Genomic DNA, 24,512 nt, shown 5'->3' with positions numbered 1-24,512 from the left:
ACCCTCATCCTTGTCTGAATTTTTGCTGAAGCGCCAGCTCTACTTCCGGCGGTACAAACTCTGATACCGAGCCGTTGTATCTCGCCACTTCTTTTACGATGCTTGAACTTAGAAACGAATATTGATTGTTTGTCATCATAAAAAATGTCTCGATGGATTCATCAAGCACACGGTTTACTGACGTCCCCTGCATCTCGTATTCAAAATCAGATACAGCTCTCAAGCCTCTTAAAATCGCTTTCGCATTTTTTCTTTTTGCATAATCAATTAACAGGCCTTGCGATGTTTCAACTGTTATGTTCGGAATGTCTTTTGTCACTTCTCTCAGAAGCTCACACCGTTCTTCCACACTGAACAAAGGCTTTTTTGAAGAATTATTCAGCACACATACATACACTTGTTCAAAAATATGCGCCCCGCGTTTGATGATGTCCAGATGCCCGTAGGTCACCGGATCAAAACTGCCGGGACAGACAGCTATACTCGCCACCTCACTACCCCCCTCTTTTTATAAATCGCCACACCTGTAAGCCCATAGGTTTCTTTTCTTGTCATCACAAGATCTCCTACGGTTTCGGGAAGCTCGACCTCTCTGTCATGCTCAGCGACGATAAAGCCGTTTTCTTCCAGCATTTGATATTCGTCAATCAGCGTTAAAAGTGCTTTCAGCTTTTGTTCCTTATACGGCGGATCGAGAAAAATGCCGCGAAAGCCGGTTTCTCTTTTAGCAGCAGCGTGCAAAGCACGTTCCGCATCATTGCGGTATACCTGTGCATGTTTTGTAAGCTCCAGCGTTTTCAAATTAGATTTTACCGTTTGAATCGCTTTAAAATCACGGTCAACGAATATACAATGCTCAAACCCGCGTGAAAGCGCTTCGATTCCAAGACCTCCGCTCCCTGCGAATAAGTCAAGTCCCATGCCCCCGTCAAAATAAGGGCCGATCATATTGAAAATGGATTCCTTCACTTTGTCGGTTGTCGGTCTTGTTGATGTTCCGGGTACAGCCTTTAGTGAACGGCCTTTTTTTGATCCAGAAATTACTCTCATGTTCCACACCACTTTTTCTAAAAGCTATTTTGTTTCTTTATTCGGCCGGACGCCGCTATGTACATAGAAAAAAATCAATCCTATCTTAACATAAAGCATTCTTCCAAACAATGAACGCTAATCTTGGTAAACAGGTGTATAGGCAGCATGATCCTTGTCCATACTATAAGCAACAGCATCTAGAGGATGTTGTTGCCAACCGCGGAGAAGACTTACGTTTCCCCATAAGTTCTTCCTCCGGTTTCTCCTCTCCCTTTGCCTTCTCCTTAACATATTAAGGAATAGAAGGACCCCGCAGATGCCTGCGGGGATTTTTTTATAGCTATATGCCGATTTTATAATCGTATTCTTTTGCCTTATCAAGCTTTGACTCGAATTCCAATTTTAAAAACGGTTTATAAGAAGGCTCCACTTTTTTCACAAATGAGTAAGACGCAATCTTGTCCATTGTTTTTTCAATTTGGTTCATATCACAGTATAGTACGACATATTTTAATCGTTTTGATACATAGTGCACATTCCCGAACTTCCTCAGCATTTTGCTCTGCTTTAGGGAGTGCAGATACACAATCATGCCCTGGCGCCTATTCTCCAATACAATCACCTGCCTGTTTTCTCTTATATGTAAAAGACGAGACGGCCAGTCTCGTCAGGACACTTTACATCCGCAGCTTCCGCCTGAACCGCAGCCGCCTCCGCATGAAGACAAACCGTCAAAATAAGGGTTCCCAGTCGGAACTTTCACATGCTCCGAAACAGCTGTCCCAATCTCGACGCTGACCTCATCAAGAATAGACTGGAGCTCATTTTCAGCTCTCTTGAAGTCAGCCACCTTATCGTTCAGGTCCAGCTCACGTTTGATCTCCCTCATTTTCCGGGATATTTCTCTATAGTCAGGATGATATTTGCCAAAACGCTGTACATCCTCATACTGCTCTTTTATTTTGATAAAAGAACGAATAATCCGCCCTGCCTCTTCATCTTCCTGGAGACGCTTGTAACAATTGCGGTAGTTCTCAGCCGTCTCCGACTGCAGAATCATCTCGGCAAGCTGCTGAGCTTCACTTTGAAGCCGCACGGATTCCATCGTCGCATACATAACATGCACCTCCAGTTGTTAGTTTACCATGAAACCAGCCAATTGGAAAATGCTTAACCGCAGCCGTATACAAAACCTTATGTCCGCATGAAAAAAGACCCTTTTTCGGGGCCTTTTAATCTTTTGTCCGCATCGCTTGAAACATTTGCATCATCATTTGCGCCATTTGAATCCCGTTCGTAAACTGATTCACCCGATGCGGAATGGTTTTTTCATAAAAATTCATCATTTCAAGCTGAAAGGAGGACAGATCATCCGGTTTTCTTGAAAGCCTGCGGTACCATATCGGCTGTTCTCTGATGAATCGTTTCCGTTCTTCGTTTGCTAAAATATATTCCTGAACCTCTTTGCGCATATGAGCTCCCCTTTTTTAATCCTTTCGAAAAGAAAAAGGATGCTGTCCAGACCCTGGCTGAGAATGCTTCTGTCCGCTTCCGGAAAATGTATTAAGAAGGCTTTGCAACGATGAGATCGACTGGCTCATTTTATTGATTTGTTCGTTCATTTGATTGACATCCATCTTTTTCACCGCTGTCACCATTTTCGAGACAAAATCATTTTTTTGCGGTGTTTCAGGCACAGCTTCAGAAGCTTCTTCCGGTTCCCGATATGGATCCCAAATCGGGTCGCTCTCCCCGAAGAGGACCCAATTTTCATATACGTCCTGCCAGCTTCTTTGTTCTTTGCGCACTTCTTTTATCAGCTTGGGATGCTTTTTGACGAATTGTTTAAAGTCATTGATTGAATGATTGGCATGTTGATTCGCCACAATCCTCACCCCCTCCGAAAATCGTTACCTACTACAATGTATCGTTTTGTCGGGCATTGTGTTCGCCTATATTCATTCCCAAATGAATTTTTAGCGATATCCCTATACACTGGTGAAAAAGCCTGACTGAAGGGATGGGAAACGGCCTTATCTGTAAGCTATCAGCACATTCATTCAGACCAGCTTGTATGGAAATAGAAAAAGCCGGGAACCATTCGTCCGCGGCTTTCATTACCATCGCTTAATAAAATTTTGGGTGTAATATTTCCGGTCTACTCCGACACCAAGATGCGTATAATCTGAATTCAGAAGCGCTTTTCGATGGCCTTCGCTATTCAGCCAGCCTTCTACAGCAGCCGGACCGTCCACATAATTGTATGCGATATTTTCTCCCGCTTGCTGAAAGTCAACATGCCCTTCTTCTAAGCGGTCTTTCAGCGAGCCGTATTTTTTAGAGACATGGGAGAAATAATTATTTTCCTTCATATCCTCACTATGTCCAAATGCCACTTCCGCCGTTGGCTGATCCCACTCAAGCTTCGCAAGTCCATGTTTAACGCGTATGACATTCGTCAAATCAAGGATTTGCTTTTCGCTCGTTGTTTGGATCTTTTTCCATTTCTCATCTGAAACGGCTTTCGGTTTAATTAATTCCCCGCGGTACACTACCTCATAAGGTCTTTGCTTTACAAAGGTCTGCGCATCAAACGCCCTGATGCTGGATAGCTTCCCTTCAAATTTGTCCATATACAGCTGGACATACATCTTTCCTACCTTTACAGTCGGTCTTGTATTGATATCTTCTTCAGAAAATTCAAACCGATAGGAATTTCCTTTATACTCTACATTCACAAATGGTGCCACCTGGGTGGTCTTGAATACTTCGCCAGTTGATTCTCCAATTTTGAAAGGCTTGGCGTTAATATCATTACCCGACGCGAATAATGTGACCACTTTATTGTTTAATACCCCGATTTGGATATATTGATCCTTACCTTGATTGTATATCCACCAATCGTAATCATAAGCCGAAGGGTCAATACGTTCAGGTTCCCCAAGCTTTTTCGTTACTTCATCGGCGTGCTTGCCCATGAAGGACAATAACCCTGAAGTCGGCATATGTATTCGTTTGCCGCTTTGCGCTTCCTCATTCGACACCTGAGGCTCGCTGTCATTTGATTTCTTTTCAGGAACAGATCCATATTGAATAAACAGAACGTAAGTTCCGCAGATAATCAAAAGGATAACCATTGCTCTCAATATATTTTTCAATCTATCACCCCCGTGGCGATTCACAATCTTTTGCTTACATCCCATTACAATACAGCCTATTTAACATGTCAAAGATTTATGTGTTAATGAAAAAAGCCTTCTTCTCTATTATCACCTTCGGAAATATCCGATAAGGCGCTGCCGGCACGTTCATTCGTTTGCTCAGATAAAGAAAGATCACCAAGCGTGACAATTCCAGCCAGTTTTTTATTTTTTGTAACTGGTATCCTTCTGAGCTGATGCGATGCCATCAAATGAAGAACCTCATCGACTGAAGCATCTTCCTCCACACTGACAGGTTTTTCGGTCATCGCGTCAGTGATTTTTTGCGAGTTCGGTTTTTTGATGGCGATTCCTCTTAATACGAGATCACGGTCGGTTACGATGCCGACCAATGTTTCCCCGTCCTCATCAACTACCGGAATCGCTCCTACATTTGCGTCCTTCATCTTTACTGCAGCTTCATATACATTATCTAATACCGTGCAATATTGCAAGTCGGCTGTCATCAGATCTTTTATTTTTGTCATTCGTTTAACCTCCTTTAGTCTAGTGCTATTGTCGTCAAAATTTAATTTTTGCATACTTTCAAAAGAAGAAGATTCATTGAAAGTTTAACGCTTTCATACTATGATTGTCAGGAAAGGTAATTTTTATAAGGAGGGGTCAGTGTTGAAGTTTACTGAAAGCGGACTTGAAGGGGTTAAGGCTGAGCTCAGTTGGCTAGACGACTTAATGGAAAGCAAAGGTCTCATCAGAGCGGGTCAATGGGATTACGAGAGAGTCACCTATGACAAGAAGTTTTCGACGATTGAGGGTACGTTTTACCTGCGGATACAAGGTATTGCGGCAGAAGGCGATGTCGGAAGCGGGCGCGCCGTGATTCAATTAATGTCCCCTCTCCTAGGAAAGCATTACTACCCGCATGGAGTAGAATATGGAGAAACGGAAGAGTTTCCCGTACAGGTTGTGACAAAAAGCAAGGCACTGATTCAGGACATAGCCGACATGTTAAAAACAGTTCAAATGTAACGAAAAGGTACAGCATATTTCGCTGTACCTTTTATGATATCGTCTGCTGAATATACGGCGGCTCCTCCTGCCCGTCCTTTTCCCTTTCTTTCTTCACCCATTGGAAAAAAATAATGGCCAAAAAAGTACCGTACACAATTTCCTGAATGATTTTCATCATGACTGCTCCGAGCTGCTGATCCTCTAACAAAGGCAGTGTATTCAACATCTCTGGCCCTGTTAATGGGACCTGCCCCATCATATCCGCTGGCACGCAAAGCCTCATTGCCTCAGCCCATAAAGCCGGATCTGTATAGGTGGCGTATAACGGTGCACCGCTGAACATGATCAAGGCGCAAGCAGGTGTGAGCAGCATACCGTCCGCCATAATATAACCCAGCTTCATCAAGCCGCTGAGCTGCCGTAGACGCTCAACCTTATGAACAAGCGGCCACCACATGAAGAACGCAAGCACAAAGATAAGCCAAGTGATTAATGTATGGTAAAACGGATCCGTTTTGACAGTATCAAATATAAGCGGTACATGATATAAAGAAAAAATGCCGTTAAACAAAAGCAAAGCAATTAAAGGCGTCGTAAAAAAGGAAAAAACCGGTTTGATTGAAGGCCTGAAAATGATTTTTTCCCAGAGCCATGCAGGAATTCCCGCGATTAACAGCGGCGGGACAACCAAATACAGGACGGCCATCTGCACCATATGTGCGCTGAACATAATATGTCCGAGCAAATCAACCGGGCTTCCCTCGGCTGCATATAAAAACAGCATCGCCGACAGAAAGCACACCATCTCTTTACCAGTTATTCGATTTGGCTTTGAAGACATTCGCCTGTAAAAATAGAGATAAAGCGCCGTAATGCCTAACAGGATACAAAAAAGATAAGGGCTCCACATCGCGCGAAACCCGAATATCTCCAACTGATTCATTTCTTCACCTCCGGCGGCTGTTTCAAATTACCACCATATAATTGTCACAAACGCAAGCACAGTGATAAACGCGACAAACACCCCTGAATACAAAAACAGTGCCGGCGCCTCATGCCCTTTCTGATTCATATGCATGAAATAATACAGCTGAAAAATGACTTGAATTGCAGCTAGCAAAATAATGAAAGGAATCGTAAACCAGCTGCCGACACCGTCCGTGGCCACAGTCAGAAATGCAACAATCGTAAGACCGATCATTAAACCAAAAGACAGGACTTGATATTTCATCTCCCGGGCATGCTTTTTTTTCTTGAATTCAAGGTCGCTATTGATATGCCCTCTGCTTTTTTTATCGACCATGTTTATCCCACCATCCCCATTAAATATACAACGGTAAAGATGAAGACCCACACGACATCAATAAAGTGCCAATAAAGGCTGGCAACGTAAAACTTAGGCGCCGTATACAGGTTCAGCCCTCTCTTGGCATTGCGGATCATAAGCGTGCTGATCCACATAAGCCCAAATGCCACGTGGGCGCCGTGTGTACCGACAAGCGTGTAAAACGCAGAACCAAGGGCAGAGCTTGTGATGGTAAAGCCAAATTCATGGGTGTAATGCTTGAACTCATAGATTTCCAGTCCTAAAAAGCCCGCCCCCAATAAAATCGTAATTCCCAGCCAAAGCTGCATCTTGCCGAAGGAAAAGTTCTTCATGTGGTACATCGCGTACACACTCGTTAAACTGCTCGTTAATAGAAGCATTGTGGCAATGAATACAAGTGTCACATCGAACATTTCCGTCGTAGGCGGATCACCGGCATTTGAATTCCGGAGCGCAAGAAACGTAGCGAAGAGAGACGCAAACAGAACAGTCTCTCCGCCAAGAAAAAGCCAAAAGCCTAAAAATTTATTTTTCCCTTCCAGGGTTACTTTTTCGGGAGAAGCTGGAAAGGTTTCTGCGGTGAATTTTTCTTGAACTTGCATTATGCCTTCACCCCTTTATCATCGTTCGGCAGTTCCTCTTTATGAATATGATAGCCGTGATCATCAATTACTGAACGAAGCAGCATCGTAATAAATGTGATGCCGAGCCCGATAAAGATCACCGGCAGACCCCAAGCGTAATCACTTCTGTACAGCAGCCCGAACGCTGCGACAAAAAGGCCGAAAGAAATGATGAGCGGCAGGATTGAGCCGTTTGGCATATGAATATCATCAACCGGTTCCGCCGGCGTCATTGATTTGTGCCCTGCCTGCTTCTCGATCCAAAGCGGATCAAGTCCTCTGACAAAAGGAAGCTGTTTAAAGTTATACTCCGGCGGCGGTGAAGAAACGGTCCACTCCAGCGTACGTCCGTCATGCCATGGATCAGCACCTACATATTCACCTTTTACCGATGTCCATATAACATTGACCAGCAGAAGAATAACAGCTGCCGCCATAAAAAACGCCCCGATTGTACTGATCAAGTTGCCGGTTTCCAGACCCTGTCCTGGCAAAAACGTATAAACCCGGCGCGGCATCCCCATTAAGCCGACAAAATGCTGAATGAAAAACGTGAGGTGAAAGCCGATAAAAAACAATACAAATGAAATTTTCCCCATCGTTTCATGCAGAATTTTACCGAACATTTTCGGCCACCAGAAATGAACACCGGCTAAAAGGCCGAATACAACGCCACCAATAATGACGTAGTGGAAGTGCGCAACCACAAAATACGTATCATGGAACTGATAATCAGCCGCAGCAGCTGCCAGCATGACTCCCGTCACACCGCCGAGCACAAAGGATGGAATAAATGAGACAGCATACAGCATAGCGGTTGTATACTTCACATTTCCTCCCCAAATCGTCAACAGCCAGTTAAAAATCTTAATCCCGGTCGGAATCGCGATAGCCATTGTTGCAACCGCAAAAATCGCATTTGCAATCGGGCCGAGACCAGTCGTGAACATGTGGTGCACCCAAACCATAAAGCCCAGAAAGCCGATGAGCACGATTGCAAAAACCATTGAAGAATAGCCAAACAAACGCTTTCTGGCGAACACAGGGATGACCTCAGAAAAAATACCGAATGCAGGCAAAATTAGGATATAAACCTCCGGGTGGCCGAAGATCCAAAATAAATGTTCCCAAATGACCGTATTTCCGCCAAGCTCCGGATTAAAGAAATTGGTTCCGAACAGTCGATCCAGCATCATGAGAGCCAATCCAACCGTAAGCGGCGGAAACGCGAACAAAATCAATGCCGAGGCCACAAATGTCGTCCATGTAAACAAAGGCAGCCTCATATACGTCATGCCCGGAGCCCTCATGTTGATAATCGTAGCCAAAAAGTTAATCCCGGCTATCAGCGTCCCGAGCCCCGATATTTGGAGTCCGAGGACGAAAAAGTCTATGCCGTGCCCTTTAGAATGAAGCGAAAGTGAGGCATATGACGTCCAGCCCGCATCTGGCGCTCCGCCCAAAAACCAGCTTAGATTTAAGAAAATGCCCCCGAAAAAGAAGAGCCAAAAACCAAGCGCGTTTAAAAATGGAAACGAAACGTCCCGAGCACCGATCTGCAAAGGCACAACCGCATTCATCAAGGCAAATAAGAGCGGCATCGCAGCCAGAAAGATCATCGTCGTTCCGTGCATAGTCATTACTTCATTGTACGCTTGGGCACTGAGAAACGCATTTTCCGGCTTTGCAAGCTGAATTCTGATAAACATCGCTTCAATTCCCCCGACAAGAAAGAAGAATCCCCCTGCTACTAAATAAAGAATCGCGATTTTTTTATGGTCCACCGTCGTCAAATAATCCCAAAGCATAGATCCGCGCGTCCGCTTTTCTGTAAGCGCATTCAACATATGTGACCTCCCCCAATATCTCCCTTTCTTCCCTACTTGCTTTCCGCTTTTAAGCCTTTTAAGTATTCATAAAGCGCATCTGTTTCGCTGTCTGAGAGCTTTGGATATGTGCCTGTCATTTTGTTCCCCGGCTTTATGCTGTCAGGGTCCTTCAGCCAAGCCTTCACATTTTCTTTGTTGGCCTCTTTCACCCCTGCCACTTTTGTCCTTTCACCGAAGGTCGCCAAGTTAGGTGCCGTTCTAGCGGCTTCTGCACGCTTATCATTCGGCTCTACCGCATGGCAGCTCAGGCAGTTTTTCTCTTTAAACAGTTCTTCACCCTGCTTAGCCAAATCGCTCTCTGCTGTAGATTTATAGTTTTTCATTTCTTTTGTCCAGCCCTGAAATTCCTTTGCAGACATCGTCTTCACCTTAAAATCCATCAGGGCATGTGAAGGGCCGCAAAGCTCTGCACACTTCCCAAAAAACATATCTCCTGCCTCTTTGCTTCGTTTTGAATCAAATGTCAGGAAGAACTTATTTTCATTATCCGTATTCGTATCAAGTTTTCCCCCAACTGAAGGAATCCAGAAGGAATGTTTTACATCAGAGGCTTTTAAATTAAAATATACACGCTGATCTGTCGGTACAATCAGCTCCTGGCTTGTGATAATGCCGTAATCAGGGTACTCAAACTCCCACCAGTATAAATTTGCCCTAACATTGACTACAAGAGCATCCTCAGCTTTGCGGCCTTTTTTATCCATTGGTGATGTGTCCGCTAGCTCCAGCGTATATAATACAACAGGAATCACAAGAATAATGAGCAGCAAAATCGGGATCACGGTCCATGTGATTTCTAAAAATTTATTCCCCTCTACCTGTTTCGGTATCGTGTTCTCACCGACCCGTGATCTTCTGAATCTCACAATCACATAAAAGAAGATAACAGATACTACTGCAACAACAACCACCATAATCAATGTGCTGAGCACTGTCAGGTCATACTGTTTATCAGCCACCTCGCCAGCAGGCTTGAGCGTGGATAAAAAAGGTTTTCCACATCCGCTTAATAGAAGCGGCACTAAGGCTAATAATAAAATAAGACGCCAATGCTTTACCATTTCACCCAACCCCTTTTCTGGTCAATACAAAGGCGGAAAGCGAATCGAAATCTATCGCCATCCAACCTATCACCAATAAAGCACTTACATTTCCTCTTCTCTTAAATTATGAGTTTTTTTACTCAAAATGCCATCTATGTATAAAAGTAAAGCCGCCTGATTAAACAAGAGGTCAAGGCGGCATTTACTAGTTGTCATCGTTTATTTTGAAGCGATAAAACAAGCATCATATCTATTTTTTAGAAAAGCGTCAAGACAACCATGGCAACGAAATAGATTGTCATGTAGTTAAGCGAGTAAACGAACATCTGCGTTGCCCACTTCATGATATTCTTGGAGCGGAATCCCATTAAGCCAAGAATCAGCCAGCCGATATTTAACAGCAAGCCGAGAATGACAATCGGAAGACCTAGGCTACCAAGGAAAAACGGAAGCGGCATCAGGCACGCAACCCACACAATAATTTGTCTTTTTGTCACTTCAAAACCGTATACGACAGGAAGCATCGGAATATTTGCAGCTCTGTAATCCTCAGTTTTCTTGATAGCCAATGCTAAGAAGTGAGGAATCTGCCAAATAAATAAAATCATGAATAACACCCATGCTACGACACCGATATTCCCTTCCACTGCCGTCCATCCAATAAGCGGCGGCACTGCACCGGAAACGCTTCCTACTACTGTGTTAATCGTATAGCGGCGTTTCGTCCACATTGTGTACAATACAACATACGTAAAGACTCCGATAAAACCGATAACAGCAGCCATGACAGTTGTCATCAGCAGCATGATCAATCCTAAAGCAACCAGCAAAATTCCAGACCATAACGCCTGACTCGGCTGAATTTTACCCGTAACCGTCGGTCTTACTTTCGTACGCTCCATAAGATGGTCAATGTCCCGGTCATACCAGTTATTGATCGCGCAGGAGCCCGCAATAATCAGCGAAGACCCAATTAACGTAAGAAGAACGGTGTTTATATTGCCTAAAAAACTTAAACCGGATATATGCAGTGCAAGCCACATTCCAGTGAAAGTCGTGATGAGGTTAGAATTGACGATCCCTATTTTAATAAGGGACAGAAAATCTTTCCATGCCGTTGTTTCTTCAATTTGTCCGTCTATAGCTGTATCATTTAAGATTCTGGAGTTAGCCATAACGTAAACCTCCCTTACAAACCTAACGCAGGAGAATAAAATAACCTGCAACTCTATCATACAAGATAACATCTTGTAAAAAAACATCCTATTAAATATTAAACGACAAACAGGAATTTATTTGTGAACTTTTTATGAATTTTACCAAAGATGAAGGCAATCTCCAAATCGGCATTGCGTTTACCTTATTTCTATCAGACCCGGCATGAATAATCAAGTGTACATTTTCCAGAAGCCGTCATTCTATTATATTTTTGTGAACAAAAGGCTCTGGGAATTGCCACAAAACACATATTCGCTTACACTTGGAACGTATATAAAATTGCAGCAGTATGTTGAGAAGGTGAATATTGTATGAATAAAGCATTAAAAGCTCTCGGTGTTCTGACGACATTTGTCATGCTAATTGTTTTAATCGGGGGTGCCCTCGTTACAAAAACAGGTTCCGGCCAAGGATGCGGCAGACAGTGGCCGCTGTGTCACGGCCGTTTTTTCCCTGAACTGAATCCGGCTTCAATTATTGAATGGAGCCACCGATTCGCAAGCGGAATCTCTATTGTCCTTGTGCTAAGCCTTGCGTTTTGGTCATGGAGAAAAATCACGCCGATTTTTCGTGAAACAACGTTTCTCGCGATCATGTCAATTATCTTTTTATTTCTTCAGGCATTGCTTGGCGCATTGGCTGTCGTATTCGGTTCGAACGCGCTGATTATGGCGCTTCACTTCGGCATCTCATTAATTTCTTTTGCTTCAGTGCTTATTTTAACATTGCTCATATTTGAAGCTGATAAATCAGTCAGAACACTGGTTAAGCCGCTTCAAATCGGCAAAAAGATGCAATTTCACATGATAGGAATTTTAATATATTCCTATATCGTTGTGTATACAGGCGCATATGTAAGACACACTGAATCAAGTCTGGCATGTCCTGATGTGCCGCTGTGCAGCCCGCTGAACAATGGACTTCCGACCCAATTCCATGAATGGGTGCAAATGGGCCACAGAGCAGCAGCCTTACTGTTATTTGTATGGATTATTGTTGCCGCTGTTCATGCTATTATCTCCTATAAAGATCAAAAACAGATCTTTTGGGGATGGATCTCATGTCTTATTTTCATTACATTACAGGCACTGTCCGGGATTATGATCGTATACTCTGAACTGGCTCTGGGCTTTGCACTTGCCCACTCGTTCTTTATTGCCTGTCTGTTTGGCGTTCTATGCTACTTCTTATTATTGATTGCTCGTTTCCGTTATGAATCTAGGCAATCATAAGGACTCAAGACCAAAGCCTTAGGAGGCTTTGGTCTTTTTTATGTCTTGTTTTTTGTCGCTTTATGCGTTTCAATCGCCAGCCTTCGCCGAACTTGATGATCATTGAGCGGCTCACTTCGGTCTGTCCCCTTTCTCATCGTGATTATAGAAATTTCATATGGATCTATAGCCCGCGAACATAAGTATTAAAGCCTTTTAAATCAGATAGTGCTTAAAGAAATATGCACGGCATACTACAAAGCATCTAAAATATTGGCTGTATAAGCCTCTATTTATTTTGGGCTTGTGACAGTATTGTATAATCTCTGAAGTCCCCTTATATCTCTTCTAACCATCTGTTTCACTCCACATTTTCTATATAAAAAAACAAGAGTGTATATCAAATGATATACACTCTTTGTTTATTATGCTTTTTCAATTTCAAGGAGCAGATCTCCCGTTTGGATCGGCTCACCATTTTTCACATGAACCTGCTTGATTGTTCCTGAGAAAGGCGCCTGAACCGTTGTTTCCATTTTCATCGCTTCATTAATCATCAAATGATCACCTTTATTGACTTTTGTGCCTGCTTCAGCCAATACCTTAATAACTGTTCCAGGCATGGAAGCTGCGATGTGGCTTGGATTTGTCCGGTCTGCTTTCAGCCTTTCCTGAACGGAAGACTTAATGCTTTCATCTTTAATGACTACTTCACGCGGCTGCCCGTTGAGTTCGAAATAAACGACGCGGGTGGCATCAGGCTGAGGCTCACCGATTGAAATCAGCTTAACGATCAGCGTTTTGCCGCGCTCAATTTCAACTTCTATCTCTTCACCTAATGTCATGCCGTAGAAGAATGTCGGTGTATCTAATACCGAGATGTCTCCATAGCTTTCTGTCGTTTTCACATAATCAGTGAAGACTTTAGGATAAAGGGCATATGCCACAGCATCCTGATCTGAAATTTCCAAGTTATGCTGCTCTTTAAATTCCTGTTTGATCGCTTCAAATGACACCGGCTCAAGCAGTTCGCCCGGTCTGACTGTAATCGGCTCCTGCCCTTTTAAGATTAGCTTTTGCAGTTTTTCCGGGAATCCGCCATGAGGCTGGCCGATATTTCCTTTGAAAAGCTCCACGACAGAATCAGGGAAATCTAAAGATTCGCCTTTTTCGTAAACGTCTTTTTCAGTCAGATTGTTTTGCACCATGTAAAGTGCCATATCTCCGACAACTTTTGAGGAAGGCGTTACCTTGACGATGTCACCGAACATATCGTTCACGCGTCTGTACATTTCCTTGACTTCGTTCCATCGGTCGCCAAGGCCTACTCCCTTGGCCTGCTGCTGCAGGTTGCTGTATTGGCCCCCTGGCATTTCGTGTTCATAAATTTCAGTATGCGGAGACTTCATTCCGCTTTCAAATTCACTATAATATTTACGCACCGACTCCCAATATTGGGACAGCAATTCAACGCCTTGGACATTCATTTCCGGACGGCGGTCGTTGCCTTCCATCGCATGATAAAATCCGCTCGCGCTAGGCTGTGACGTTAATCCCGCCATTGAGCTGACCGCCACGTCTATGATATCAACGCCGGCTTCAACAGCTTTCGCATACATATAAATACCGTTTCCGCTCGTATCATGCGTATGAAGGTGAACCGGAATGTCGATCGTTTCTTTCAACGCAGAAACGAGTTCATATGCAGCCTGCGGTTTTAACAGCCCTGCCATATCTTTAATCCCGAGAATATGGGCTCCGGCCGCCTCAAGCTCCTTCGCCATCGATGTATAATATGCAAGGTCGTACTTCGTCCGGTTCTTGTCAAGGATATCTCCCGTATAACAAATCGCAGCTTCTGCCACTTTGCCGGTATCCCTAACAGCATCAATGGCTAACGTCATCCCTTTTACCCAGTTTAAGCTGTCGAAAATACGAAACACATCAATACCGGATTGAGCTGATTGCTTCACAAATTCTTTAATCACATTGTCCGGATAATTCGTATAGCCGACCGCATTTGATGAGCGAAGCAGCATCTGGAATAAGGTATTCGGCACTTCTTTGCGAAGATCTTCCAAACGCTTCCACGGATCTTCTTTCAGGAATCGGTAGGCTACATCGAAGGTCGCGCCTCCCCACATTTCCATACTGAATAGTTCAGGCCATAACGCAGCCGTCGGATTTGCGATTTTTTTCAAATCATGCGATCTGATTCTAGTTGCCAATAACGATTGGTGGGCATCCCTGAATGTCGTATCAGTTAAAAGGACAGATTTCTGCTCCTTAACCCAATTTGCAAGCCCTTCTGCACCTTTTTCATCGAGAATTTGCTTTGTTCCTCTGGCAGGCTGCTGATCAACGTCTACCTTTACGCTTAACGGTTTGTCAAACGCCGGTTTTTCTTTTTTCCCGATTCCAGGGAAGCCGTTCACTGTCACATTGCCGATGTAAGTGAGCATTTTCGTTCCGCGGTCTTTTTGTTTAGGGAATTTAAATAATTCAGGAGTTGTATCAATGAAAGACGTATCATATTGCCCTGTCAGGAACTTCTCATGCTTTGCAACGTTCTCAAGGAACGGAATGTTCGTTTTTATGCCTCTGATTCTAAACTCCTGAAGGTTTCGTACCATTTTGGCAGCTGCCTGTTCAAACGTTAAAGCCCAAGTTGAAAGCTTAACGAGAAGTGAATCATAGTATGGTGTGATCACGGCGCCCTGGAAGCTGTTTCCGGTATCAAGACGGACACCAAAACCGCCGCCTGAGCGGTAAGCCATGATTTTTCCTGTATCAGGCATGAAATCATTTTGCGGATCCTCAGTCGTAACCCGTGACTGAATGGCATAGCCGATTGTAAAAATGTCCTTTTGCTCAGGAATATTTACTTTTTTGCTGTGAAGGCTGTGCCCTTGGGCAACAAGGATCTGAGTTTGAACAATATCGACACCAGTAATCATTTCTGTTATCGTGTGTTCAACTTGTACGCGAGGATTTACTTCAATAAAGTAGAACTCGTTGTTTGCAACAAGGAATTCTACCGTCCCCGCATTTATATAGTTTACATTTTTAGCAAGCGCAACTGCCGCCTCACAAATTTGATCCCTTAATTCAGGTGACAGCGAGACACTCGGCGCCACTTCAATGACCTTTTGATGGCGTCTTTGAACGGAACAATCCCTCTCAAAAAGATGGACGACATTTCCCTGCTTGTCTCCAATGACCTGAACCTCAATATGTTTCGGATTCTCAATTAATTTTTCTACATAAACTTCATCATTGCCAAAGGCTGCTTTCGCCTCTGATTTAGCACGCTCATATGCTTCTTTGACTTCACTTTCAGATCTGACAATCCGCATACCGCGGCCGCCGCCGCCAAGCGAGGCTTTAATGATGATCGGATAACCGTTAGCTTGTCCAAATTGTTCGACGGCTTCAAGCGTTTCGGCAGGACCGTCGCTTCCCGGAATCACGGGGATTCCCGCTTTTTCTGCCTGCTCACGCGCTTTTACCTTGTCACCAAACATATCGAGATGCTCGGATTTTGGCCCTATGAATACGATGCCTTCTTCTTCACATCGTCTCGCAAAATGAATATTTTCAGATAAGAAACCGTATCCCGGATGAATTGCATCGACTTTGTTTCTTTTCGCAATATCAATGATACCTTCAATATCCAGGTAAGCATCAATCGGTTTTTTCCCTTCACCGACCAAGTATGCTTCATCCGCTTTGTACCGATGGTAGGAACCGGAATCTTCTTTTGAATAGACCGCAACTGTACGAATATTCAACTCGGTACACGCCCGGAATATTCGGATTGCAATTTCTCCCCTGTTTGCTACTAATACTTTTTGTATCGATTGCTGAGACAAACTTTTCTCCCCCTTACCCGAATGGAATATAATCTATCATAGCGGAATATCCTTCCCCTGTACACACTTGTTTTTTACTGATAAACAGTTTTTTTGAGCTGTTTCTTTTTCATTCCCTTCGGAGCCAAGGGCTCTTTCTTTTTCTTATTCTCTGAATATTTCACAAACATGCTGATATTCGCTAATATCCCCATACTCCCCAGCAGCAGCACCAAAGAAGAGCCCCCGTAACTGATAAATGGCAGCGTAACCCCTGTAATCGGAATTAATCCGCTGACACCGCCAAGGTTAATAAACGACTGGATGGCAATCATGCTTGAAATGCCGATCGCCAGAAGACTTCCAAACGGGTCCTCGCACTTTCTGGCTATATAAAAACCTTTAATGACGACAAAACCCAATAGGAAAATCACAAACAAAACCCCAAAAACGCCGAGCTCTTCAGCAATGACAGCCATAATAAAGTCAGTGTGTGATTCAGGCAGATATCCGTATTTTTGGATACTTTCACCGAGCCCCAGGCCGAAAATGCCGCCTGAGCTGATCGCATAATAAGAATTGATCACTTGCAAACCTGATGAATTTGCATACTTAAATGGGTCTTCAAGACTCTCAAAACGCGCCAAACGGCCTTTAGTTAAAATTTGATCCTGATTTAAATAGAGAATCGGGCTGACTAAAATTAAAACAATTCCGCCGAGCAAAAGCAGCCTCACCAGCGTCTTTCCGCTGAAGCCGGAGCACAAGATCATGCACGTCGCAATCAGCCCTATAATCATGGCTGTACCGAAATCAGGCTGCATGGCAATTAACCCGCAAATCACAAGCGTCATGACTACGGGAGGAGCTACACCCGTTAATAGATGGTCAATATAGCTTTGTTTTTTGGCATATACGGCTGCGAGGTATAAAATCACGACCAGTTTCACAAACTCCCCCGGCTGAATACTCATTCCGCCGATTTTAAACCAGCTCTGCGCGTTTCCGGCAACATGCCCGAAAACAAACAGTGAGATAAGCGCAAGAACAGATACAAGCAGTATCCCCTTCTGAAACTTTTGATGGGCCAGTGCTTTATAAGGAAACAACGCCATGAGAATAAATAGAGCGCCACCCGCAATTAAAGCAAACAGCTGCCGCATGAAGAAAAAATTACTGCTTACTCCATACCGGGAGACAGCCGTAATCATGCTTGAGCTGTATACCATCACTAAACCGAATCCGCATAATAAAACGATTGCGAATATCAGTGAGTAATCATAAGATTTTAGCATTTTTTTTAACATAACATCCTCTTCCCTGCTTCTAACTTCCATTATCTATGGTTTTTATGTATTTATCTTTTTTATTTTACTACAATTTATCAAACGAGACGAAGAATCTCTATACGATTCGGAAGGAATGTGTAAAAAAAGACCGTCTTTTATGAGATGAGAGAAAAATAGCGGTTATAAAAAAACCCAAACTGTTAATAAGTTTGAGTTTTATCATTTATTTAGCTGTAAACGCGTCATGCAAAGCAGACAATTCGCGCTCCAATGTGTATAAAAGGTCTTTACCGTCTTTTTCATCAACCAATCCCAGGCGGACAGCAAAATCGATTTCCCTCGAAAGCCCGAACATTTGAGTATCTAAAACCTCTTCATATAGAGGACATTGAGGCATCGTTAAGTTATCCATTTGTACTCGGATCAGCTTCAAAATCTTCTCAGCGTCCACTTTTAAGAGTTCAAAAGCTTTTTGCCGATGGTCAACTATCATCTCTGAAGCCAAAAGTATCCCTCCGTTCCCCAGGCGAGTACCTAATTCTTCTATTTATCATAAAGGGTATCAACAGAAAATGCAAGAGGATTTAAGCATATGACATAAATTAAAAAATACTCAGCCTGTACATCTCAGACATTATTTCCAAAAGCTTTACACCTGCAATGCTGTTCCCTTTTTCGTCTAATGCGGGGCCGAATATGCCGATCCCGAAATCGTAAGGCGAAATGCCCATAATCCCGCCGGATACGCCGCTTTTCGCAGGAATTCCGACCTTAATTGCGAATTCCCCGCTTGCATTATACATTCCGCACGTCACCATAAATGTTTTGCAAATTCTAGCGACATCTTTTGAGATGACTTGCTCCCCAGTCTCTGGATGTCTGCCGTTCAATGCAAATACAGATCCGATTTTCGCTAAATCCAAGCTGTTCATCTCAATCGCGCATTGCTTCGTGTATAAATCCATTACTGCCTCTACATCATCTTCAAAAATGCCGTACTGCTTCATATAATAACACATCGCCCGATTAATCATTGAAGTGCTGTATTCAGATTCAGCCACTTCCCGGCAGTATGTAATCTCTTGGTTGTTTGTCAGCCTTCTGATAAAAGAAAGCAAATAATCAAGTCTCTCTTTCACCGTTCTTCCTCTTATCAGACTTGTCACTACCAATGCCCCGGCATTAATCATAGGGTTTAACGGCTTGCTCGGATTCACCGTTTCGAGCTTGATAATTGAGTTAAACGGATCACCGGTCGGCTCCTGTCCAACATAACTGAAGACCTTATCTTTGCCGTATTCCATTAACACCAAAGCAAGGGAAAGGACTTTCGATATACTTTGAAGCGTAAATGTTTTTTCTACGTCACCTGCTGACAGACAAACATTATTGGAATAATAAATCGCCACTGACAGGTCGTGTTTATCAGCTTTTGCCAAGGCGGGAATATAGCTGGCTATCTCCCCCTTGTCCGTTACTTTTTTCGCCTTTTTCACTAAGGCTTCAAGCTCATCATTATGCCGGCATACCATGCAAACACCCTCGTTCCCTCAGCATTTCAATACACATAATTTGTACACAAAGTGACAATTCATGCGAAAACTTTTATAATTTTGAGAGAAGGGGGTCATATCATGAGCGTTATCCAAGTAAAAGGCAATGTTACATATCCAATTACCATTGATCCAAGCGTATGGATTTTTGATGATCGCAAATTTTCGTTTGACCGCAAAGGGGACAGTCAAGACACATATTTACAATCAGCCGGGGATGAATCCGACCTTGATCCGGAACGCGTCATCAGAGAGGGGCGAATTGCGCCGCCTACATTAAAGACGGAAAAGCAATATGAGAAGCAAAAACTGATGAACGGCAGTTTCGCAATGAGACTTGGGACTGTCCTGAAAAATGCTGAGCCGAACAGCTCTGCGACGCAATGTGTATTTGTCACAAGTTCGGGAAAGGCCGCCGTTTCTCTGGAAACCGCTCTGAACAGTATTGTCCATTTCAGTGAGGCAGGCAAGCCGATTCAAGAAGGCGGCCCCGTGCATATTTACTTTGAAGACCCGGTTCATCACAAACAGCCGATTACCGACGTAAAAGAGATCGAAATCATTTAATGTTACAGCAAATCAGCTGCGAGCTGGGCGAGACCTGATCTCTCACCTTTTAACAGCTTCACGCTGCCTGAGATGGGTTGTCCTTTAAACCGCTCAACCACATAGGCTAAACCATTGTTCAGACTGTCTAAATATGGGTGATCAATTTGTTCAGGGTCACCCATTAAGACAATTTTACTGCCCTCACCGACTCTCGTCAGCAAAGTTTTCACCTCATGCCTGGTCAAATTTTGCGCTTCATCAATGATAATAAATTGATCTGGAATGCTTCTCCCTCTGATATAAGTCAGCGCCTCTACCTGAATTGAGCCAATTCCCGCCAAAATAGCATCAAGCTCCCCCGGTTTTTTCGCATTAAACAGAAACTCTAAGTTGTCAAAAATCGGCTGCATCCAAGGCTTTAGCTTTTCCTCTTTTTCGCCTGGCAAATACCCGATGTCCTTGCCAACAGGAACAATCGGCCTTGCGACGACCAGCTTTTTATATATTCCCAAGTCTTCTGTCTGTAATAGCCCTGCCGCCAAAGCTAAGAGCGTTTTGCCGGTTCCCGCTTTGCCGATCAGGGTGACAAGCGGAATATCTTCCCGCAGCAAAAGCTCTAATGCCATTGTCTGCTGTACATTTTTCGGCCTGATTCCCCATATATGTTCATCATCAAATACGAGTCTTTTTAATACCGTTCCGGTTTTGTCTGCAATTCCGACTGCCGAGGAGGACCCTCCTAGCTCATCCTTCATTAAAGCAAACTGATTCGGATAAAACGCATGCTGTTTCACATCGTTTACTGAAATTTGATTTTTCCCGTAAAAAGAGCTGAACAGCTGCTGGCTGATATATAAATCTTTATAGCCGCTGTACATTTCATCATTGTCCACAACCCGGTCATTCAAGAAATCTTCAGCAATCAGTCCGATTGCGTCGGCTTTAACCCTGACCAGTACATCCTTACTGACGAGGATAACCGGCCTGCCATTTTCCTTGGTTTCTTCCTCGAGGCTTAAGTTTTTCGCAACGGCTAATATGCGATTATCGTTCGTCTTTTCAATAAAGATCTCTTGCAGCTGGTGAAACGAACGATGATTCAGTTCAATTCTCAGTGTGCCGCCGGTGTCAAGCGGTACATGCTCATGCAGCCTGCCCTTTTGTCTTAGCGCATCGATTAGCTTAGATACGTGCCTTGCATTCCTCCCAACTTCGTCCATATACCGTTTTTTTGAATCAACCTCTTCTAAAACGACAGCAGGGATGACAACCTCATTTTCTTCAAAAGAAAATATCGCGTTAGGATCCTGTAATAACACATTCGTATCTAACACATAAATTTTACTCAAGTCTCAGCCTCCTGATATAAGGGTCAAAGTTCTTCCTGCTTCTCTTTTGATGAAAAAGGTGAATGCCTGCTAAAATATATGTTTTTGTGCATAAAGATAGAAGGTTAATTCAACAATAAAATTAATGAAAGCATTTTAAGGAGGGAACCCGCAAGTGCGAATTCTTTTCATTATCATACAGCTGACACTTATCCTGTCCGCTTGTGCCTATCAACAAGGAAAACAGGGCCAGAATGTTGAAAAAGAATCAACAAGACAGCAGGAGACTAAACCGATTCACGTAAAGGACACAACTCAAGAAACAAAAGACAATGGAACAAGAACGGATATTGCCAAGCATCTTGTCAGCGTTGCTGAAAAAAACCCCGACGTCAAGGATGCAACAGCCGTTGTGCTGGGAGGCTATGCTGTTGTTGGGATTGATGTCGATGATACTTTGGACAGAAGCAAAGTGGAAACCATTAAATATTCTGTAGCTCAGGCGCTAAAGAATGATCGATATGGCGCCAACGCAGTAGTCATTGCTGATCCCGATACGGTCAGCCGCCTTCGCGAAATGAGCAGAGAAATCAGCGAGGGCCATCCGGTAACAGGTATACTGGATGAATTAGCTGCAATTGTCGGCCGAGTGCTTCCCGAAGTGCCTAACGATGTGATTGACAATGAAGATGAACCGCAAACAAAGCAGCAAAATGACCAATTAAATAGAAAACAGCAACAGGAAATGGAGAAGGAGCAAAACGATCAATCTGATCATCATATGAAAAAGAACAACAATGACTAAGCTATAGCCTTGCGCTTTAGCTTTTTCTTATTTTGGACAGCTTCTGATCCGTGCTATAATACATGTTAGTGAAAGAGGTGATATGATGAGGGTCAAATGTTCTATTTGCGATAAAATTGAAACAATTGATGATGATACCCTGATCGCGAAACGGCTTCGAAACCGCCCGATCCATACATATATGTGCCAGGAATGCCACGATCGGATTGCCAAAAAAACAGAGGAACGGCTGAAAACGGGAAAATTTACTTTTCACCCGGGACAGCAGAAAAAAGAAAAAGTCAAAAAATAAAGCGGCCGCTTAACCATACAGAACACAAAAAAGACTCAGCTTTCAGCTGAGTCTTTTATGATTTTGCAGACTGTCCTTTTTTCGACTGATACAGCCGGATTTTGTAAATGATTAAAATCAGCGCAGCGACGACCAATCCTTCTGCCACGGGCAAAAACACCCCTAAAAAAGTCAAAACAGTGCAGCCCAACGCCAAAAATACATACACCATTGCAGATTTTAATACAGGAAGCCGTTTAGCAAATCCAAGCTTAAATACAATAACGGCCAACACAAAAATCGTGCCGTACAGCAGCCACATGCCTGCCGCAGGCTGCCGGTCTACTTGATATAGAGCGGCGAAGAACGACAGACGTTCGCTCACGTCATTCAAAAAGATTCCCTCCCCTGTAAACGTACGGGTTCTATCTTTTCAAATTCTGCACGAGATTAAGACAATCCTGCTGTTTTTTTCTTTTTAGCTGCTTTTTCACGTTCGTTCTTATTGAGGATCTTCTTTCTTAAACGGATGGATTCAGGTGTTACTTCACAATATTCATCTTCGTTTAAGTATTCTAGAGACTCCTCAAGAGACATGATGCGCGCTTTTTTAATTGTAGTTGTCTGATCCTTTGTCGCAGAACGGACGTTTGTTTGCTGTTTCATTTTGCTGACGTTAACAACAAGGTCATTGTCACGGTTATGCTCTCCAACGATCATTCCTTCGTATACTTCAGTACCCGGCTCAACGAAGATGACACCGCGGTCTTCAATTCCTTGAATACCGTATGATGTTGCTTTTCCGTTTTCCATTGACACAAGTACACCTTGACGGCGTCCGCCGACTTGGCCTGCCTGCATCGGCTGGTAGCTGTCAAACGTATGGTTCAAAATACCGAATCCGCGTGTTAATGATAGGAATTCTGTAGAGTAACCGATCAATCCGCGGGAAGGAACTGTAAAGATGAGACGGACTTGGCCGTTTCCGTTGTTGATCATATCAACCATTTCGCCTTTGCGGGCACCCATTGATTCCATGACAGAGCCAGTATGCTCTTCAGGAACATCAATTTGCACACGTTCAACAGGCTCACAGCGTACGCCGTCGATTTCTTTGATAATAACTTCAGGTTTTGACACTTGAAGCTCATAGCCCTCACGACGCATATTTTCAATTAAAATTGACAAGTGCAGCTCACCGCGTCCTGAAACAACCCAAGCATCAGGAGAAGCTGTTGGCTCAACACGCAAGCTCACATCCGTCTGAAGCTGTGATTGAAGACGCTCTTCGATTTTGCGGGCCGTTACATATTTGCCTTCACGGCCTGCAAACGGACTGTTATTCACGACAAATGTCATTTGAAGTGTCGGCTCATCAATGCGAAGCACCGGAAGCGGATCTTGATGGTCTACAGGACATACCGTTTCACCAACGTTGATATCTTCCATCCCGGAAACCGCAACGAGGTCTCCCGCTTTTGCTTCTTCAATTTCCACACGCTTTAAGCCTTGGAAACCAAAAATCTTTGTAACACGGAATGACTTTGCCGTTCCGTCAAGCTTCATAAGAGAAACCTGCTGTCCGACTTTCATTGTGCCGCGGAATACGCGTCCGATTCCGATACGGCCTACATAGTCGTTGTAGTCAAGAAGGGCAACTTGGAATTGAAGCGGCTCCTCTGCATTATCAACAGGTGCCGGAACATGCTTAATAATGGTTTCATATAAAGCTTCCATGTTTTCATCCTGTTGTTTCGGATCAAGACTCGCTGTTCCATTAATCGCGGAAGCATATACCACTGGGAACTCGAGCTGCTCTTCATTGGCATCAAGCTCAATGAACAGATCCAGAACTTCATCGATAACTTCCTCTGGACGAGCAAAGTCACGGTCAATTTTGTTTACAACAACAACAGGGTTCAGGTTTTGCTCAAGAGCTTTTTTCAGAACAAAACGAGTTTGAGGCATACAGCCTTCATATGCGTCAACGACAAGCACTACGCCGTCAACCATTTTCATAATCCGTTCTACTTCTCCCCCAAAGTCTGCGTGTCCAGGGGTGTCCAAAATATTGATACGTGTATCTTTATAGTTAATCGCAGTATTTTTCGCCAATATTGTAATGCCGCGTTCGCGTTCAAGATCATTAGAGTCCATTGCGCGTTCAGCAACCTGTTCGTTGGCACGGAACGTACCAGCCTGATGTAAAAGCTGATCGACTAGAGTCGTTTTCCCATGGTCAACGTGGGCAATAATCGCGATGTTGCGAAGATCATTTCGAAGTTTCACTTTTTCATCTCCTAAAAAAATTAGATAACTTTCATATTATATCACACATCCTCTTTAAAAGC

26 protein-coding genes are annotated in these 24,512 nt (G+C 43.6%); 5 read left to right on the top strand and 21 right to left on the bottom strand.

Annotated elements, in window-relative coordinates:
- Positions 1-4: 4 nt before the first annotated feature.
- The 8 genes from coaD to NSQ16_RS08065 form a co-directional block, all read right to left on the bottom strand.
- A complete protein-coding gene (gene coaD / locus NSQ16_RS08100) occupies positions 5-490 on the bottom strand; it encodes a pantetheine-phosphate adenylyltransferase (RefSeq protein ID WP_003245283.1) in 486 nt (161 codons plus the stop codon).
- Positions 478-1,050, bottom strand: coding sequence for a 16S rRNA (guanine(966)-N(2))-methyltransferase RsmD (rsmD, locus tag NSQ16_RS08095; protein WP_327836731.1), 573 nt, complete (start codon positions 1,048-1,050; stop codon positions 478-480). Before rsmD ends, coaD begins: the two co-directional genes overlap by 13 nt.
- Positions 1,051-1,372: 322 nt before the next feature.
- Positions 1,373-1,645, bottom strand: a complete 273-nt coding sequence (locus NSQ16_RS08090) for a YlbG family protein (RefSeq protein WP_327837202.1) — start codon at positions 1,643-1,645, stop codon at positions 1,373-1,375.
- Positions 1,646-1,699: 54 nt separating this feature from the next.
- Complete coding sequence (gene ricF, locus NSQ16_RS08085; RefSeq protein WP_003221370.1) at positions 1,700-2,149, bottom strand: regulatory iron-sulfur-containing complex subunit RicF; 450 nt, start codon at positions 2,147-2,149, stop codon at positions 1,700-1,702.
- Between the two features lie 115 nt (positions 2,150-2,264).
- On the bottom strand, positions 2,265-2,504 hold the full coding sequence (locus tag NSQ16_RS08080) for a YlbE-like family protein (RefSeq protein ID WP_003232231.1): 240 nt from the start codon (positions 2,502-2,504) through the stop codon (positions 2,265-2,267).
- Positions 2,505-2,519: 15 nt separating this feature from the next.
- Complete coding sequence (locus NSQ16_RS08075; RefSeq protein ID WP_003232233.1) at positions 2,520-2,918, bottom strand: YlbD family protein; 399 nt, start codon at positions 2,916-2,918, stop codon at positions 2,520-2,522.
- A gap of 231 nt (positions 2,919-3,149) precedes the next feature.
- Entirely contained in the window at positions 3,150-4,190 is a 1,041-nt protein-coding gene (locus tag NSQ16_RS08070) for a CAP domain-containing protein (RefSeq protein ID WP_230488523.1), read from the bottom strand.
- Between the two features lie 83 nt (positions 4,191-4,273).
- On the bottom strand, positions 4,274-4,720 hold the full coding sequence (locus tag NSQ16_RS08065; RefSeq protein WP_230488524.1) for a CBS domain-containing protein: 447 nt from the start codon (positions 4,718-4,720) through the stop codon (positions 4,274-4,276).
- A 139-nt stretch (positions 4,721-4,859) separates the two neighbouring features.
- Between NSQ16_RS08065 and NSQ16_RS08060 the strand changes: the two genes are divergently transcribed.
- The gene (locus tag NSQ16_RS08060; RefSeq protein WP_080474471.1) at positions 4,860-5,222 is read left to right on the top strand and encodes a YugN family protein; all 363 of its coding nucleotides are present in this window, start codon (positions 4,860-4,862) and stop codon (positions 5,220-5,222) included.
- Between the two features lie 31 nt (positions 5,223-5,253).
- Here the strand turns inward: NSQ16_RS08060 and ctaG are convergent, their stop codons facing one another.
- From ctaG to cyoE, 6 genes are all read right to left on the bottom strand, one after another.
- Positions 5,254-6,147, bottom strand: a complete 894-nt coding sequence (ctaG, locus tag NSQ16_RS08055; protein ID WP_033883825.1) for a cytochrome c oxidase assembly factor CtaG — start codon at positions 6,145-6,147, stop codon at positions 5,254-5,256.
- Between the two features lie 27 nt (positions 6,148-6,174).
- Positions 6,175-6,507, bottom strand: coding sequence for a cytochrome c oxidase subunit IVB (gene ctaF, locus NSQ16_RS08050; protein WP_003232242.1), 333 nt, complete (start codon positions 6,505-6,507; stop codon positions 6,175-6,177).
- Positions 6,508-6,509: 2 nt separating this feature from the next.
- Positions 6,510-7,133, bottom strand: a complete 624-nt coding sequence (ctaE, locus tag NSQ16_RS08045) for a cytochrome c oxidase subunit III (RefSeq protein WP_003232244.1) — start codon at positions 7,131-7,133, stop codon at positions 6,510-6,512.
- Complete coding sequence (gene ctaD, locus NSQ16_RS08040) at positions 7,133-9,001, bottom strand: cytochrome c oxidase subunit I (RefSeq protein WP_003232245.1); 1,869 nt, start codon at positions 8,999-9,001, stop codon at positions 7,133-7,135. Before ctaD ends, ctaE begins: the two co-directional genes overlap by 1 nt.
- 32 nt (positions 9,002-9,033) lie before the next feature.
- The gene (gene coxB, locus NSQ16_RS08035; protein WP_014663859.1) at positions 9,034-10,104 is read right to left on the bottom strand and encodes a cytochrome c oxidase subunit II; all 1,071 of its coding nucleotides are present in this window, start codon (positions 10,102-10,104) and stop codon (positions 9,034-9,036) included.
- 239 nt (positions 10,105-10,343) lie between these two features.
- Positions 10,344-11,261: a heme o synthase gene (gene cyoE, locus NSQ16_RS08030; RefSeq protein ID WP_003232250.1), complete on the bottom strand. Its 918-nt coding sequence runs from the start codon at positions 11,259-11,261 to the stop codon at positions 10,344-10,346.
- A gap of 354 nt (positions 11,262-11,615) precedes the next feature.
- Here cyoE and ctaA point away from each other — a divergent pair, with 354 nt between their 5' ends.
- The gene (gene ctaA / locus NSQ16_RS08025; protein ID WP_021479351.1) at positions 11,616-12,536 is read left to right on the top strand and encodes a heme A synthase CtaA; all 921 of its coding nucleotides are present in this window, start codon (positions 11,616-11,618) and stop codon (positions 12,534-12,536) included.
- A 404-nt stretch (positions 12,537-12,940) separates the two neighbouring features.
- Here ctaA and pyc read toward each other — a convergent pair whose 3' ends face one another.
- The 4 genes from pyc to glsA all read right to left on the bottom strand — a co-directional run bounded on the left by pyc (position 12,941) and on the right by glsA (position 19,187).
- On the bottom strand, positions 12,941-16,387 hold the full coding sequence (gene pyc / locus NSQ16_RS08020) for a pyruvate carboxylase (RefSeq protein WP_029726522.1): 3,447 nt from the start codon (positions 16,385-16,387) through the stop codon (positions 12,941-12,943).
- A 74-nt stretch (positions 16,388-16,461) separates the two neighbouring features.
- Positions 16,462-17,673, bottom strand: a complete 1,212-nt coding sequence (ftsW, locus tag NSQ16_RS08015; RefSeq protein WP_042974848.1) for a cell division protein FtsW — start codon at positions 17,671-17,673, stop codon at positions 16,462-16,464.
- 205 nt (positions 17,674-17,878) lie between these two features.
- Positions 17,879-18,160: a YlaN family protein gene (locus NSQ16_RS08010; protein WP_003245286.1), complete on the bottom strand. Its 282-nt coding sequence runs from the start codon at positions 18,158-18,160 to the stop codon at positions 17,879-17,881.
- A gap of 97 nt (positions 18,161-18,257) precedes the next feature.
- Positions 18,258-19,187 (bottom strand): glutaminase A, encoded by a 930-nt coding sequence (gene glsA, locus NSQ16_RS08005; protein WP_042974846.1) that lies wholly within the window; start codon positions 19,185-19,187, stop codon positions 18,258-18,260.
- 102 nt (positions 19,188-19,289) lie between these two features.
- Between glsA and NSQ16_RS08000 the strand changes: the two genes are divergently transcribed.
- Positions 19,290-19,775 (top strand): hypothetical protein, encoded by a 486-nt coding sequence (locus tag NSQ16_RS08000; protein ID WP_003245279.1) that lies wholly within the window; start codon positions 19,290-19,292, stop codon positions 19,773-19,775.
- A gap of 2 nt (positions 19,776-19,777) precedes the next feature.
- Here the strand turns inward: NSQ16_RS08000 and NSQ16_RS07995 are convergent, their stop codons facing one another.
- Positions 19,778-21,106: a PhoH family protein gene (locus NSQ16_RS07995; protein WP_327836722.1), complete on the bottom strand. Its 1,329-nt coding sequence runs from the start codon at positions 21,104-21,106 to the stop codon at positions 19,778-19,780.
- A 154-nt stretch (positions 21,107-21,260) separates the two neighbouring features.
- On the opposite strand from NSQ16_RS07995, the gene NSQ16_RS07990 reads away from it, so the two are divergent.
- Both NSQ16_RS07990 and NSQ16_RS07985 read left to right on the top strand, forming a co-directional pair.
- Positions 21,261-21,890: a YhcN/YlaJ family sporulation lipoprotein gene (locus NSQ16_RS07990; RefSeq protein WP_003232269.1), complete on the top strand. Its 630-nt coding sequence runs from the start codon at positions 21,261-21,263 to the stop codon at positions 21,888-21,890.
- Positions 21,891-21,972: 82 nt separating this feature from the next.
- Complete coding sequence (locus tag NSQ16_RS07985) at positions 21,973-22,182, top strand: YlaI family protein (protein ID WP_003232271.1); 210 nt, start codon at positions 21,973-21,975, stop codon at positions 22,180-22,182.
- Between the two features lie 55 nt (positions 22,183-22,237).
- On the opposite strand, the gene NSQ16_RS07980 is transcribed toward NSQ16_RS07985, so the two are convergent.
- Positions 22,238-22,555: a YlaH-like family protein gene (locus NSQ16_RS07980; RefSeq protein WP_039073838.1), complete on the bottom strand. Its 318-nt coding sequence runs from the start codon at positions 22,553-22,555 to the stop codon at positions 22,238-22,240.
- Between the two features lie 56 nt (positions 22,556-22,611).
- Entirely contained in the window at positions 22,612-24,450 is a 1,839-nt protein-coding gene (gene typA / locus NSQ16_RS07975; protein ID WP_003232278.1) for a translational GTPase TypA, read from the bottom strand.
- Positions 24,451-24,512 lie beyond the last annotated feature (62 nt).

Source organism: Bacillus sp. PS108 (genome assembly GCF_037963335.1).
Lineage (GTDB): Bacteria > Bacillota > Bacilli > Bacillales > Bacillaceae > Bacillus > Bacillus subtilis.
Note: the sequence above shows the minus strand (reverse complement) of the source record. Positions and strands in the feature narration are given on the sequence as shown.

Bases quoted from the DNA above. Each gene is read 5' to 3' on its own strand.
- coxB (WP_014663859.1), bottom strand. From the start codon at position 10,104: ATGGTAAAGCATTGGCGTCTTATTTTATTATTAGCCTTAGTGCCGCTT.
- glsA (WP_042974846.1), bottom strand. From the start codon at position 19,187: ATGGTATGCCGGCATAATGATGAGCTTGAAGCCTTAGTGAAAAAGGCG.
- ricF (WP_003221370.1), bottom strand. From the start codon at position 2,149: ATGTATGCGACGATGGAATCCGTGCGGCTTCAAAGTGAAGCTCAGCAG.
- ctaE (WP_003232244.1), bottom strand. From the start codon at position 7,133: ATGCAAGTTCAAGAAAAATTCACCGCAGAAACCTTTCCAGCTTCTCCC.
- NSQ16_RS08080 (WP_003232231.1), bottom strand. From the start codon at position 2,504: ATGCGCAAAGAGGTTCAGGAATATATTTTAGCAAACGAAGAACGGAAA.
- ctaD (WP_003232245.1), bottom strand. From the start codon at position 9,001: ATGTTGAATGCGCTTACAGAAAAGCGGACGCGCGGATCTATGCTTTGG.
- NSQ16_RS07985 (WP_003232271.1), top strand. From the start codon at position 21,973: ATGATGAGGGTCAAATGTTCTATTTGCGATAAAATTGAAACAATTGAT.
- rsmD (WP_327836731.1), bottom strand. From the start codon at position 1,050: ATGAGAGTAATTTCTGGATCAAAAAAAGGCCGTTCACTAAAGGCTGTA.
- ctaF (WP_003232242.1), bottom strand. From the start codon at position 6,507: ATGGTCGATAAAAAAAGCAGAGGGCATATCAATAGCGACCTTGAATTC.
- NSQ16_RS08065 (WP_230488524.1), bottom strand. From the start codon at position 4,720: ATGACAAAAATAAAAGATCTGATGACAGCCGACTTGCAATATTGCACG.
- NSQ16_RS08000 (WP_003245279.1), top strand. From the start codon at position 19,290: ATGAGCGTTATCCAAGTAAAAGGCAATGTTACATATCCAATTACCATT.
- cyoE (WP_003232250.1), bottom strand. From the start codon at position 11,261: ATGGCTAACTCCAGAATCTTAAATGATACAGCTATAGACGGACAAATT.
- ftsW (WP_042974848.1), bottom strand. From the start codon at position 17,673: ATGTTAAAAAAAATGCTAAAATCTTATGATTACTCACTGATATTCGCA.
- ctaA (WP_021479351.1), top strand. From the start codon at position 11,616: ATGAATAAAGCATTAAAAGCTCTCGGTGTTCTGACGACATTTGTCATG.
- ctaG (WP_033883825.1), bottom strand. From the start codon at position 6,147: ATGAATCAGTTGGAGATATTCGGGTTTCGCGCGATGTGGAGCCCTTAT.